This window comes from Ureibacillus chungkukjangi (genome assembly GCF_044795995.1).
GTDB classification, from domain to species: domain Bacteria; phylum Bacillota; class Bacilli; order Bacillales_A; family Planococcaceae; genus Ureibacillus; species Ureibacillus chungkukjangi.
This window is the reverse complement of the sequence record NZ_CP085009.1, coordinates 935,645-949,499: the sequence shown is the minus strand read 5'-3', so window position 1 is coordinate 949,499 and position 13,855 is coordinate 935,645. Positions and strand designations below refer to the sequence as shown.

Sequence of the window (13,855 nt, the reverse complement as noted above, 5' to 3'; positions counted from 1 at the left end):
TCAAAGAAAGCGTTTGGAGGCTAATCCAAACGCTAGTTGTTATCTTAGAAAATCAGTTAATGTTGGTTGAATGATTCGTCCACCTACTGAAAGAGCAGCACGGTGAATCGATTCTTGTGTTGTCATCTCTACTATTGCTTTTTCATAATCAATATCTTCGTTTTCTGACATTTGTTTTGTTGCAATAATCTCTTGCGATTGAAGTCGAGCATCCATTAACTCGATACGATTTTGACGAGCTCCTATATCAGCACGTGTTGTTAGTAATTCATTCATACTTCCATCAATTGCAGTGATATGTGATGAAAGTACCGAGGAATTTTCAGCATTAGCAATATCCGTTCCAATTTGTTCGAACATCTTATCAATTTTGTTAAACAACTCAATTGGTGATGTATTAATTTTCAACTTTATCCCATCAAACACTTCGATTTCAACTGACTTATTGAAAGCAGGATCAGTTGTATCTGGATTATCACCGGTTACATATTTCTTATTAGCCTCATCGAAAGGAGGAGTTGTAGTTTTCGTTCCACTGAAAATATATCGATTACCAATTTTCGTATTAGCTAGGTTTTGAATATGTTCTCTTAACTGTTGCATTTCACTATTAATTTTCTCACGGTCTTCTGGAGTTGAAGTATCGCTTGAAGCTTGTACCATTAATTCATTAGCACGTTGTAATGTTGATCCGATTTTATCAAAGGTATCGTCAGTTGTGTCTAACCAGTTGTATGCCTCTCCAATATTTCGAGAATATTGTTCAACATTATTAAGTGTAGTTCGATAGTTAATGCCCTTCATTGCTACAACGGGATCATCAGAAGGACGATTTACCTTTTTCCCTGTGTTAATTTGCTCTTGTAGTTGACCCATTTTACCATAACTATTTGAAAGATTACGAAGTAGGTTACCCGATAGCATTGATTGTGTTACACGCATTTATATTCCCCTCCTACTATAATCCTGCACGGCCCATTCCGTTAATTATTTTATCTAAAGTTTCATCGATTACGGAAATCATACGAGCATTTGCGTTATATGCTTGCTGGAATGTAATCATATTTGTCATTTCTTCATCTAAAGAAACCGAACTAACCGACGCACGACGTTCAGTTACAGCCTGCTGTAGTGTTAATGAATTATATTGCAAACGAGCTGCTTGTTGTCCATCTACACCAAGTTGACCAATAAGACCTTCAAAGTAAGTTTGAACACTTACTCCGCTTAAGTCAGATAGAGTATTGAATTTCATGTTAGCTAACTTTAGCGCCTGATTTCCGTTTCCTGGTTCTGCACTTCCAGCTGTTGAATCTGATGCGGCAATAAGATTTGGGTTGTCAATTATACTTTGTGCAACATAAATATTTCCTGCTGTTATACTAGACTCAGTACCTCTCTTAACAAAGAAAGCTTGCCCACTTGTGCCTGTTAGGTCTGTACCGCTCTCATGTATACTATTAAATTCTTTGGCAAATGCTTGAGCCATTAAGTCCAATTTATTTAACATATCAGGCAGTAAACCTTTTTCTGATCCACCATCAGAATAGCCATAAGAATCTACTAGTGATTTGAATTTTCCTAAATCACTAAAATTATTAATACTAATCCCTGTTGAACTAGAAGTTGACCAATCATTACTAACAGTTGTTTCTGAACCATCACTATTAACTTTTACGATATGAAGCCCCGTTACCATACTTGTAGGTGTTTGACCATCTGATTCACTACTACCTGAATTTCGTAGCTGTACAAAGTCCTTGCCCTCTACTAATTTTACTGTTGATCCATCTTTTAGTTTTAGCGAAACTGTTATTGATCCCTCTGCAATAGGTAATGAGTTTCCACCAGATGGTACTTTAGACGTTTCAATTGGGAAATATGTAGATAGTTGATCTAATAAATTGTCACGTGCATCATATAAATCATTTGGCATGTAACCATTAGGCTCAATAGATTTAATTTGCTGATTAAGACTTGCGATTTGATTCAAAATGGAGTTTGCATCTTTTAGAACAATTCCAATTTCTTTTCCAGCATTCTCCTTCACTTGTGTAAGTGAGTTATGCATATAGTTAAAGGAATCCGCAACAGCAATTCCACGTTGAACAACTACCGCACGAGCCCCTCCGTCATCTGGATTTACATTTAAATCTTGTAATGAATTCCAAAATTGATTTAAAGACTGAGCTAAACCATAATCCGAAGGTTCATTCATAATATCTTCAATTTGAGTGATAGAATTAGATTTTGCTTCCCAGTATCCTAATTTATTTGATTCTTGACGGAATTGTTTATCTGTAAAATCATCACGAATTCGTTGCACAGAAGTAGCTTGTACTCCAGTACCAATGAAACCACCAGTTGTTGGTGCATTCAACCCTACCCCGGGGTAGCCTAAAGTAGGCGTCATATTAACTTTTTGGCGTGAATAACCTACTGTATTTGCATTTGATATATTATGACCTGTCGTATATAAAGCACTTTGTTGTGTAAATAAACCGCGCTTACTTGCTTCTAAACCCATAAATGTGGAGCGCATGAAGTCTCCTCCTTATTTAAATTGAATAATAGATTTTATGATATTGATTATTTCGAGTCGGAATTTTAAGCTTGTGAATCAAAAATAGATTTCTTCGCAGCATTATTTTGATCAGCTGCCTGATTTCCAGAGTAATTGATTTGCTCTGGCTGCGGTCTCATCATATCTAATGACATATTGACAAATTTTAGAGATTGAAAAACAAGCTGCTGATTTAACTCATTTTGCTTTTTTAGATTAGCAATTACACTTATTAATTGATTGCTTACTTCATTTAATTGATTGCGTTCTTCTTCAGTTTCAGCAGCTTCGATTACATGAGCTACAGTTGGCGTGTCGACAAGAGCAATTCCTTTTGCTCGGAGGTAATCCGTTACCATTTGCAGACGCTGTTTCTCAAGTACTTCGATCGCTGCTACGTGTGATTGCTCATTTTTAATAATTGTATCGAGACCCTCCATGTCGCCCTTTTTTACTAGCTCTGTTTTAGCAAGGCTTAGTTCAAGCAAGCTTTTATGCATTTTTTCTAGCTTCTCTAAAATAGAGACAATCGGTTGGACTGACATAGTTGTAATCTCCTTTTGTTAAAAATTAATTATTTACGGTAGTAGTTCAGCATATCCTCGGCGACTTTTCTAGAGTCAACCTGATAATTTCCAGAGTGGATTTCTTCTTTTAATTGTTGAATTTTTTGCGCTCGTTCAGTGTTGTATGTTGATGATGCAGACATTTCTTTTGCAGCAGACGAGATTTCGATTTTATCAGTTGCTGCAACGCTTTTACTTTCAGCAGCCTTTAAGCTTCTTTGTTGTTTATTATATGGGTTAACTGAATTTACACCAAAAGATGTTATTTTCATAGTAATCCCTCCTTGCAGTTTTCTGTATATAGTTAATTTCGGTTAAATATCAAAAATATTAACGTTTTAAATGAAAAAACTCACATATTCTGCTTTTTCCCTATAAATTGTTTACTAGTATAACAATTTATAGGCATCAAGAATTTATGTGAGCCAAACTATTTTCTTATTTTTTATCAGAAAGATAAGTACCTTTATCACTATTAGCAATAGTTTCTCTAAATTCTTTCGCCGCTTCAAATGTACGCAATTCAGACTTCAAGTCATCCTGGCAGCTTTGACAAAGTTTTCCCTGCTTCGTAATACTCCCACAATTATCACAAGGATAGCCCAAATTCGGGAACATTGCTGGCTGCAGGCGGTTTTTGCGGACCCATTTGTATAATAGTTCTTCTTTTACACCTGTTGCTTCTACGATACGTTCTACTGTTGCTGCGCGGTTTTCGCGTTTGCGTAAAAAGCTATAGACTACTTGATATTGTTCTTCTTCACTTTGAACACATTTATGGCATACATCTCTAACACCTGTGAAGTTGAAAAATTCTCCACATGTTGGGCAATTTCGTAATTCTCCCATTCTGGTTTCCTCCGTTACATAGCGCGTAATTCAATTTATAGGTAAATAGTTTCTCTTACATAACTCATCGGCAGATTTTGAGATTTGTTAACCGTTTTCACAAAATGTTAATAATTACCCTCGAATCAATGTAAAGGTTGTGACAGATTTGGCACCTGCCTCTAGTAAAATGCTTTTTGCATGATTAAGGGTGGTTCCAGTTGTATAGATGTCATCGACTAATATGAAGGCTTTGTTCTGGTAATCCTGATTGGCTTTTAATGCGAAAATTGGTGGGGCGTTAAGTCTTTCCTCTCTTGTTTTTTCTGCCTGCGATTCTGTTGTGATTTTTTCAAGCAGACTTTGATAGCTGATGTTGGCTGCATTTAATAATTCGTCCACATGGCAAAATGTCCTCTCTTTCTGCTTTTCGGGATGCATTGGGATGGAGACGATGATTTCCTTTTTCTTTGCAAGGTGCTGGCGAATTTGGTGCCTGAATACCTTAGCGAGGAGAACGTCATGCATGAACTTATAACGATGCAAGAAATCCTTCATCTGCTCATTATATTTATAAAGAGACATGCTGCCGGCATCAGTGTTTTCGTAGTGCTCGAACTTTTCTTCACAATGCAAACAAATTGTTCGTGGAAAATGATTCATTAAAAGCGTTTTCCACGTTGCCGGATCATCCAGTGGGCTATTGCATAGCAGACAATTAGATACTTCATAGCGCTTCATTTTTTACCAAACCCTTCTTTATTGAGTCGAAGTATTTCATTGCGTGCTTCATCCATTTCAGCTGTAATGCCATGGTGAAAAAATACGATGTCCCCGTTTGAATAGTCAGCATTTCGACCGACACGACCGCTAATTTGAATCAGTGCACTGGAGGTGAAAATTTTCGATTCCGCCCCTATAACAGCTACCTGGACATTTTTGATGGTAATTCCCCTTTCAAGAATTGTGCTTGTAAGAAGACCTGGGATTTCCTCGTTTCGAAGCTTGATGACCTTTCCCTTCCGCTCTGCATCCTCTGCGTGTACACTTAAGATATTTTCGTTTATTTGTTGAAATAACGGGGTAGCTAGTTCCATTAGGTGGATGGTTGGAAAAAATATTAGAAATGGTTCATTGTTTGATAGCTTTGTTTTGGTCCAATCGATTAGCTTTCGAGGAATCTTCTCCTTTTGAATGGCTTTATCATACGACCAAAGGGGTTTGTAAACAGGAACTGGCAAAGGGTGATTGTGATATCGCTTTGGAATGAAGGAGCTGCCCCAGTTTTCCTTTTTCGTTCTGTTCAGTATTTTGGGAGATGGCGTGGCGGTGACAAGAGTGATTGGAGCATTCTGTTTTTTAACCTTATGAACAGCTTTTTGTAATGCTTCGTCAAAGGTATAAGGAAATGCGTCTGCCTCATCAACAATAACTACATCAAAAGCATTCTCAAATCGAAAGAGCTGGTGAGTTGTGGCAAGAATCAGCTGGGGGAAGCCAGATTGTTTTGGTGAATTCCCGTACAAAGCATGCAGAGTGGTTTTCGGAAAAACCTTTTGGAAACGAGGGAAAAGCTCAAGCACCACATCCGTTCGAGGTGTGGCAATACATACTCTTAGCCCCTGGTTTAATGCATGGAGAACACCGGGAAACAGCATCTCCGTTTTCCCCGCCCCACACACAGCAACCGCGAGATGACTGCGCTTGAGTTTGATACTTGTCTTGATTTCATTAGCTGCTTCTTTTTGAGCTTCTGTGTAGATACCACTCCAATCGAGTACATGTTTTTTATGTTTAAGTGGCTTTGGTCCATTCCATGTGATTAAAACCGTGCAGCTCGTCACCCTCCCCATATTGATGCAATGTCTGCAATAAACGCATTCTTTTTCGCATTTCGAGCATTGATAGTGGACGAATTCCTGTTGGTTTTCGTTTTTGCATCGGTTACAGGTGAAATGGGGGCGTTGGAAGAAAATCGTATTTGATTTTTTCGTGATACCGGGTTTTGTTGTGAAATAGTTGTGGTGAATGTAGTTGTCGATTTTTGCTTGTGGGAACGGTGTGTTAGTGCGTGTCCAAATGCGTCCTGTGAAGAAGTCGCGGATGGCGGGCTCGGTGATGATTCCTTTGTAGAATCCAGGTTTGTTTTGTTTAGAGAGTTTTATTTTCATTGATTGGCTCCTTTTGCTTTGAATTGTGAAATGTTCAATAAAATCAGAAATGTGTCCAATAAACGACCGCACAAGCTGCAGCATAATTTAAGCCTTGGCATCGCGAAATGTCCAGTAAATTTTAAAAATCGAGCAATGTGTCTGGTAAATCAAAAAATCTGTCCGGTACTCGCCCTCCATACCACCACAAAAAAACAGCCCCCACAAATTTCGCAGAGGCTGTTCATACTCTTAACATTTTCTAAATCTTCTTCACCCAACCAAGTCCTAACGAGCCTTCACCAAGGTGTGTGCCAATAACCGGACCAAAGTAGCTTAGGTTAAATTCTACGTTTGGATAGTTCTCGGCTAGCTGATTCATCCATTCACGGCCGTCTTCTTCGCAATTGGCGTGGATGACTGTGGCGATGTATTTGTCGCCCTTCATGGCATCCTCGGCCAACAGGTCTTCTACACGGCGCAGTGCTTTTTTCTTTGTACGGATTTTCTCGAAGGGCACGATTACTTTTTCTTCGAAGCACAGGACTGGTTTTACTTGCAGTAGACCGCCTACTAGTGCTGCGGCTGCCGATAGTCTCCCCCCGCGCTGTAGATGAGCTAGGTCGTCTACGATGAAATAAGCATGCATTAGGCGTTTCATTTCCTCTAGGGTGCTCAGGATTTGATCGCTTGTTGCATCCTGTGCCGCCATTTCAGCTGCTTTCAACACAAAATAACCCTGTGGCGAGCATGAAATTTCGCTATCAAAGGCATGTACCTTTATGCCCTCTACCATTTGACCAGCCTGGATAGCCCCTTGATATGTACCGCTGATTCCACTTGAAAGATGAATACAAATGACCTCATCATAGTCCTTTGCAAGCTCTTCAAATAACTCTACAAATTTTCCTACTGGTGGCTGTGTTGTTTTTGGGAAGGTCTTTGTTGTACGAACTTTATCATAAAACTCGGAAGAAGTTATTTCGACTTCTTCTTCATAGCTACCATCTTCTAAGTTAACACTAAGAGGAATCATTCGAATGTTGTAGCGTTCTCTTTCCTCTACGCTTAAATATGCTGTACTGTCTGTAACGACTGCAATACTCATGAATACCCCACTCTCCTATTGACCATATTTTACCGTAATTCCTGCTGTCTGTGAATGTCTTACCTTACAAATGCCTAAAAATAAATATTTGGCGCATTGGATTTCCGATGAAAAACCTGTTTAAAACAAAAAAGCGCTTCGCATACATTAAGTTAATTGTACACGAAACACTTCAGCTTTTAGGAAACTTTCGTAAGACAAAATCCTACATTCCCAAAATAGTATAGATTTTATTATTGAGCGGATTCGCTTCCAATATAGTAAACGCTTGTTACCTTCCAAGTGCCCTCTTCTTTAACAAAGACTGTTACTTGGCGTCCACTGCTTGCTAGCTCCGCATTTGTTTCGATTTCAGTCATTTCGATTGTCATATTGGCGTAGACCTGAGCTTCGTCTTCGCTATACTTTACAATCGTTGTGTCTGCAGGTGTTCTTTTGACATTGTACTCTGCAAATACTTGCTTAGCTGTATTTACATCATCCTCAAATTCAAAGCCCTTTGGATTTTTTGAGAGGGTTTCCACATAGCGATCGATGTCTTTTGCATTGAATGATGCAATGTATTCATCAAAGGCAGCAAGGATTGCGTCTTGCTCTTCCTGTGGGATATCTGTCGCCTCTTCTATTTCATCACCTAAAACCTCAAAGCCAACCTCAGTTTCACTTTCCTCAGTGACTGCCATAAGGTCTTCAGTATTCTTACTATCATTATCTGTATTGTTACAAGCAGTTAGGCAAAATAGCGCCATTGCCAGCATTAACCATTTTTTCATAACTTAATACCTCCCGCGTAAATATTGTAGCATGGTTGTCAAACTATGGCTAATTTCGTAAAATTTTCACGAAAATGTAATTATATTTTATTATTTATTACTTTACCGATTGTATGACGCCGTTCACAATCAATTAGTTTCCTGCTTCGTTCACACGCGACCCCTCAGCTATTTTAGTCTTCTGTTTTTTCCTATTATAACCATACCCTTACTTAGAGAAACATAACGCACGTATACTTCTGACATTCCTAAAACTAAAAAAATCCTAATCAACGAAATTATCGTCAATTAGGATTTCTCTTATTTTATCGAACTTCAACCCAACCGTTTTTGATGGCAGTTACTACTGCTTGTGTACGGTCGTTTACGTTCATTTTTTGTAAAATACTTGATACGTGGTTTTTGACTGTTTTTTCTGAGATGAATAATGTTTCACCGATTGTACGGTTAGATTGTCCATCTGTTAATAATTGAAGAACCTCGCACTCACGCTTTGTAAGTAAGTGGAATGGACGGCGAATTTCTGTTTGGTGGAAATTGCCCTTGTTTTCGTGCTCACTTAAGCGGCGGAATTCCGCAACTAGGTTTTTTGTTACCTTTGGATGTAAATAAGATCCGCCGTTTGCTACGACTTTAATCGCTTCAACGATTTCGTCTGCGTCCATCTCTTTAAGCATGTAGCCTAGAGCACCAGATCTTAGAGCATGCGTTACGTATGACTCATCATCATGAATTGAAAGCATGATAACCTTTGCATCCGGGAATTCTGCTATTAACTCAGAAGTTGCTTCTACACCATTTTTAGCCGGCATATTAATATCCATTAGAACAACATCTGGTAAAGTGTTGCGGTATAGGTTTACTACATCTCCGCCGTCGTCACCTTCAGCAACAACTTCAAATGTATCTTCAAAATCTAAAATACGCTTTACTCCTTCGCGGAATAATTGGTGGTCATCAATAATAATAATTTTCGTCATAAATCCTATTCCCCCTACAGTGGCCTCTATTTACTCTCGATAGTTAGTATATTTTCAGGTAAAGGCACCTTAAATAAAATGCTTGTACCATTCCCTGGACTACTTTGAATTTCCATCGTTCCTTTTAGTAAATCGACTCTTTCCTTCATGCCGATAATACCAAAGGACTGTTCTCTAGCAATTTGTTTATTAAACCCAATTCCATTATCCTTGACTAAAATGCTAATTTGCTTGCTTAGCCACTCTATCTTTACCCAAATATCAGGAGATTTACCATGTTTTATGGAATTATTTACACTTTCTTGAACTAAACGGAAAATAGACACCTCATAATCAGACGGAAGCCTTTTTTCATCGCTAAATGTTTGGAAGTGTACCTGAATTCCTGGGTTATACTCCATGATTGTAGAGAGATATTTTTTTAAGGTTGGAACGATTCCTAAATCATCCAATGCCATCGGACGCAAATCGTAAATAATACGACGCACCTCTGACAAGGCATTTCTTACAGTCTTTTTCAGCTCTGTAATTTCCTTCATAGCAGGCTCCATGCCTTTTTCTCGATACGTTCTTTCTATTAAATCGGAACGCATGAGAACATTTGCCATCATTTGAGCAGGTCCATCGTGAATTTCACGGGACAAGCGTTTTCTTTCCTTTTCTTGTGCTGCAATAATTTTAATGCCAAAATCTTGCTTGATTTTCGCATTTTCTAAGGCAAGACTTACATTTTTAAGATCTGTCGTTAAATAATTTAAAACAACATTTACTTGATCTACAATATGTTCAGCACGTTCTATTGTATCGTATAATGTTCTTAAGCGGCGCTCTAAATCATCTCTTTTTTCACGAAGCCTTTTTTCCTCAGAACGTGTAAGTGATAAACGAATTTGTAGATCATTTGCTGTTTCGTATGCCTCACGAACCTGTTCTTCAGTGTATTGGTTGAAATACTTACTCACCTCTACAAGACGTAACTTGGCGAGTTTGGTTCTTTTCTCTAAATCATCACTTTCATCTATGATTAGTTTGATTTTTTCCTTGATGTATTCTAACTCTTCCTTTAGCTCTTCAAAGCTGCTACGACTTTGTTCACTAATAATGAATATATCACTTTTTGAATTCGTTATAGTTTCAATCATACGATTAAAAATCACATCAAGTGAGCCAATATCAACTTTTTCGTTTGAAAACATACCTTTACCCTAACCCCAATCCTTATTGGTGCTCCTATTATAACAATTTTTTCTATAAAACGATGTTTCGATGAGATTTCAGAAGTGTGATAAACGTGTTACACTTTTATTTCAAATCACTCGACTACTATAATTTACTCTTATTTTTTACATTTCTCTATTATAATAATAGAAATTATAAAAAAAAGAATGACTTCTTGCCCATTAGTGGATTTGAAATGCGATAAGAAATATTGAGTAGTTAATAAGAAAAACCAGGAACTGTAATTGTTAATTATTATTATAACATTTTAAAATTAAATTTTAAGTAAATATCTTACTATAGAAACTTTCAATTTTTGTAATAAAAAGGAGATAGAATAATGCGAAATGACTATAAAACTGTAAAAGGCATGGGAGAGCGAGAAATTGTTATTTCAAAATCTCGATTTATTGCTTATGTAAATAGAGCAGAAACAGAAGAGGAGGCGATTGCGTTTATCGACAGCATTAAAAAACTAAATTCTGGCGCAACTCATAATTGCTCCTGCTACATGATTGGGGAGCATGACCAAATCCAAAAAGCCAATGACGATGGGGAACCTAGCGGCACTGCAGGCGTCCCTATGCTAGAAGTGTTAAAAAAACAAGGGTTAAAGGATACTGTTGTGGTGGTAACCCGATATTTCGGTGGCATCAAGCTCGGTGGCGGCGGTTTAATCCGTGCATACGGCAAAGCAACAACTGAAGGAATTGATGCTGCACAGGTAGTAGAACGTAAATCGCATCACGTAATGAAAATCTCGATAGATTATACATGGTTAGGGAAAGTTGAAAACGAAATACGCAGCTCGCAATATACATTGAATGAGATCCAATATGCAGAAAATGTCGAGGTACTTGTAGATGTATTAAAGGATGATGAGGAAAACTTCACGAACTGGATAACGGAGCTTACAAACGGTCAATCTTCTATTAATTGCATCGATAAGAAATTTGTTGAATTCGTAATTTAACCTCTAGCTGCAAAGGGTTTTCTACAATTTAGAAAATCCTTAGCCACTTCCCCCCCTTGCGAATAATTAGGACAATTACATACATATTTTATACTATTAATCTTATAATCTACCTAAGCATTTAATAATGAAAATAAAATCTATTTTACTGTAATTCGACATCATAGTATAATTAATCGTATTGGTTTAGTTGTCGATACCCTTCTATATAACGAAAGTTTTACCATTGATATTTAACTTTCACGATTGACATACTAAAAAAAATCACAATGAAATGATGCACAACAATTTACGATAAAATGAATTCCTACATATGAGGAGAGTTTAGATGAAAAGATCAGAACGGAATGTTCCTACAAAGAAGTCAAGAGTATCTCTTGTACTTAAAGTACTTTTATTATTGTCGGCATCGGTTTTATTATGCGTAACCGCATACGGAGTCTATATAACAAAGAAAGCAGAAACAGCTGCAAATCAGTCCTTTGAAAAAGTGGATCGCGAAATTTCAGAAAAACGACAGGCAAAGGTTGAGCCTGTAGAAGACAATGTATCGATTCTTTTTATCGGTGTAGATGATAGTGAGCAAAGAGGTCAAGGTTCAGACCACTCTCGCTCGGATGCATTGGTGTTAGCTACATTAAATAACAAAGCCAAAACGGTTAAATTAGTAAGTATTCCTCGTGATTCCTATGTATATATCCCTTATAAGGATAGAGAAGACAAAATTACCCATGCTCATGCAGCTGGTGGTACACTTGCTACAATTGAAACAGTCGAGGAATTATTTGATATTCCTGTAGATTATTATGTACGTATGAACTTTAATGCATTCATCGAGGTTGTAGATGCCTTTGGCGGAATCGAAGTAGATGTCGATCTTCCTTATGCCTTTTATGAAAAAGATGAAAATGATCAAAAAACAGTTTATTTAGAGCCAGGCCTGCAAGAGCTAAATGGTCGTGAAGCATTATCATTAGCCCGTACTCGTTATGTAGATAGTGACATCATGCGTGGTAAACGCCAACAGGACATCATTAAGGCGATCGCCAAAAAAGCAACAAACGTAACTTCTATTACCAAATACGGCGATGTAATCGAAGCCATTGGCGATAACATGAAAACAGATATGACCTTCGATGAAATGAAGTCCTTCTTTAGTTATTTAACACAAGGAATTCCACAGATTGATTCCTTAACATTAGATGGGGCCGACGATATGTCGACAGGAATTTACTATTACATGTTGGATGAAGAATCCTTAGAGGAAACAGAGCATATCCTTAAAAGCCATTTAGAGTTAATTCCCGATACATCGAATATTTCAGGTACTGAAGAGTCGAACGAAAAAGCATCTGAAAGCACAAATTCCGAAGATATGTCAACTCGATAATTCTACTACACGATGCCCATGATGGAGATTCCCTTCCTTCATGGGTTTCTTTTTGTCTTTAAAAGCTTCTGCCCTATAAAATCTCCATTAGCCACTACAAAATTATACCCACATAATAAAAATCTTAATCAGCATGCTTCTATTTCGACATAAAAAAAGCTATTACTTCATCTCGCTCAGATAAGAACGGAAGTAATAGCTCATTTATTTTCTACTTATTAAATATTCTTGCCAGGTTAATCAACGGTCGATAGTTCTTTCCTGCAAGTCCAATCACTTCAACGAACAATTCAATTGCCACAAGGATTACTGTAATCAGTAATATTGCACCCCAAAGCTTTGCCATCGAGAAGATGATTGCTGCTAAACCGAACATTGCTGCAATTCCATAAATGATCAATACAGCTTGACGATGTGAGAAACCAACATCAATTAGTCGGTGATGTAAATGAGATTTGTCTGGATCTGACCACTTTTGTCCATTACGGATACGGCGAACAATTGCAAAGAATGTATCAGAAATTGGAACGCCAAGCATAATAACAGGGATAATAAACGAAAAGATTGTTACCCCTTTAAAGCCTAGCAGGGACAAAACAGCAATCATAAATCCTAAGAATAAAGCTCCAGTATCACCCATAAAGATTTTCGCTGGGTGGAAATTGTAAAATAAAAATCCGATTGTACTGCAAGCTAAAATTGCTGCAGTAGCAACTACGAACATATTGCCCATTATTAAGGCCATACAAGCTAATGTTATTAAAGCGATTGTTGAAACACCGGCTGCTAGTCCATCAAGTCCATCTATTAGGTTAATGGCGTTTGTAATCCCAACAATCCATAAAATTGTAAATGGAATACTTAAAAATCCAAACTCTAGCTCTCCACCAAATGGCAGGTTAATGAACTCGATTTGAATACCACCAAAGAAGACGATGATACATGCTGCAACTAACTGACCGATCATTTTTGCTTTCGCTGAAATTTCATACATGTCATCTAAAACACCCGTAATGACAATAACTGTTGCGGCTAACACCATTGCTAACGGTATGATAAATGGGTTTTCGCCTGATTGAACCAATGGAGCGGTCGGAACAGGTCTTAATATAACTAGTCCAATTAAAAACGAAATAAATATAGCTAAACCACCCAATCGAGGCATAATACGCGAATGTACTTTTCGATAGTTTGGTGCATCTACCGCACCTATTCGGAATGCTAATCGTTTGACAAGTGGAGTGATTAAAATGGCACCAACAAATGCCACGATTAAAGACACGTAAAGCATGTCTCTCCTCCTCAA

General features: G+C 37.7%; 14 protein-coding genes. 2 read left to right on the top strand and 12 right to left on the bottom strand.

The window, feature by feature from the left end:
- Nucleotides 1-39: 39 nt before the first annotated feature.
- From flgL to LG296_RS04690, 11 genes are all read right to left on the bottom strand, one after another.
- Nucleotides 40-942 carry a flagellar hook-associated protein FlgL gene (gene flgL / locus LG296_RS04740; RefSeq protein WP_404427553.1) on the bottom strand — a complete coding sequence of 301 codons (903 nt, stop codon included), beginning with the start codon at nucleotides 940-942 and terminating at the stop codon, nucleotides 40-42.
- A gap of 16 nt (nucleotides 943-958) precedes the next feature.
- Nucleotides 959-2,542, bottom strand: coding sequence for a flagellar hook-associated protein FlgK (gene flgK, locus LG296_RS04735; protein ID WP_404427552.1), 1,584 nt, complete (start codon nucleotides 2,540-2,542; stop codon nucleotides 959-961).
- Nucleotides 2,543-2,607: 65 nt separating this feature from the next.
- Nucleotides 2,608-3,108, bottom strand: a complete 501-nt coding sequence (locus LG296_RS04730) for a flagellar protein FlgN (protein WP_404427551.1) — start codon at nucleotides 3,106-3,108, stop codon at nucleotides 2,608-2,610.
- A gap of 29 nt (nucleotides 3,109-3,137) precedes the next feature.
- Nucleotides 3,138-3,401, bottom strand: a complete 264-nt coding sequence (flgM, locus tag LG296_RS04725) for a flagellar biosynthesis anti-sigma factor FlgM (RefSeq protein WP_404427550.1) — start codon at nucleotides 3,399-3,401, stop codon at nucleotides 3,138-3,140.
- Between the two features lie 166 nt (nucleotides 3,402-3,567).
- Complete coding sequence (locus tag LG296_RS04720; RefSeq protein WP_404427549.1) at nucleotides 3,568-3,978, bottom strand: TIGR03826 family flagellar region protein; 411 nt, start codon at nucleotides 3,976-3,978, stop codon at nucleotides 3,568-3,570.
- 114 nt (nucleotides 3,979-4,092) lie between these two features.
- Nucleotides 4,093-4,698: a ComF family protein gene (locus LG296_RS04715; RefSeq protein WP_404427548.1), complete on the bottom strand. Its 606-nt coding sequence runs from the start codon at nucleotides 4,696-4,698 to the stop codon at nucleotides 4,093-4,095.
- Nucleotides 4,695-6,128 (bottom strand): DEAD/DEAH box helicase, encoded by a 1,434-nt coding sequence (locus LG296_RS04710; RefSeq protein WP_404427547.1) that lies wholly within the window; start codon nucleotides 6,126-6,128, stop codon nucleotides 4,695-4,697. The genes LG296_RS04715 and LG296_RS04710 overlap by 4 nt, the downstream gene beginning before the upstream one ends.
- A gap of 241 nt (nucleotides 6,129-6,369) precedes the next feature.
- Nucleotides 6,370-7,215: a DegV family protein gene (locus tag LG296_RS04705; RefSeq protein WP_404427546.1), complete on the bottom strand. Its 846-nt coding sequence runs from the start codon at nucleotides 7,213-7,215 to the stop codon at nucleotides 6,370-6,372.
- Nucleotides 7,216-7,448: 233 nt separating this feature from the next.
- Nucleotides 7,449-7,988, bottom strand: a complete 540-nt coding sequence (locus LG296_RS04700; RefSeq protein ID WP_404427545.1) for a nuclear transport factor 2 family protein — start codon at nucleotides 7,986-7,988, stop codon at nucleotides 7,449-7,451.
- A 305-nt stretch (nucleotides 7,989-8,293) separates the two neighbouring features.
- Nucleotides 8,294-8,968 (bottom strand): response regulator transcription factor, encoded by a 675-nt coding sequence (locus LG296_RS04695; RefSeq protein ID WP_107932620.1) that lies wholly within the window; start codon nucleotides 8,966-8,968, stop codon nucleotides 8,294-8,296.
- Between the two features lie 26 nt (nucleotides 8,969-8,994).
- Entirely contained in the window at nucleotides 8,995-10,164 is a 1,170-nt protein-coding gene (locus tag LG296_RS04690; protein WP_404427544.1) for a sensor histidine kinase, read from the bottom strand.
- A 362-nt stretch (nucleotides 10,165-10,526) separates the two neighbouring features.
- On the opposite strand from LG296_RS04690, the gene LG296_RS04685 reads away from it, so the two are divergent.
- Both LG296_RS04685 and LG296_RS04680 read left to right on the top strand, forming a co-directional pair.
- Nucleotides 10,527-11,159 (top strand): YigZ family protein, encoded by a 633-nt coding sequence (locus LG296_RS04685; protein ID WP_404427543.1) that lies wholly within the window; start codon nucleotides 10,527-10,529, stop codon nucleotides 11,157-11,159.
- 328 nt (nucleotides 11,160-11,487) lie between these two features.
- Entirely contained in the window at nucleotides 11,488-12,549 is a 1,062-nt protein-coding gene (locus LG296_RS04680) for an LCP family protein (RefSeq protein WP_404427542.1), read from the top strand.
- Nucleotides 12,550-12,760: 211 nt separating this feature from the next.
- Here LG296_RS04680 and LG296_RS04675 read toward each other — a convergent pair whose 3' ends face one another.
- Entirely contained in the window at nucleotides 12,761-13,840 is a 1,080-nt protein-coding gene (locus LG296_RS04675; RefSeq protein WP_107932612.1) for a glycosyltransferase family 4 protein, read from the bottom strand.
- Nucleotides 13,841-13,855 lie beyond the last annotated feature (15 nt).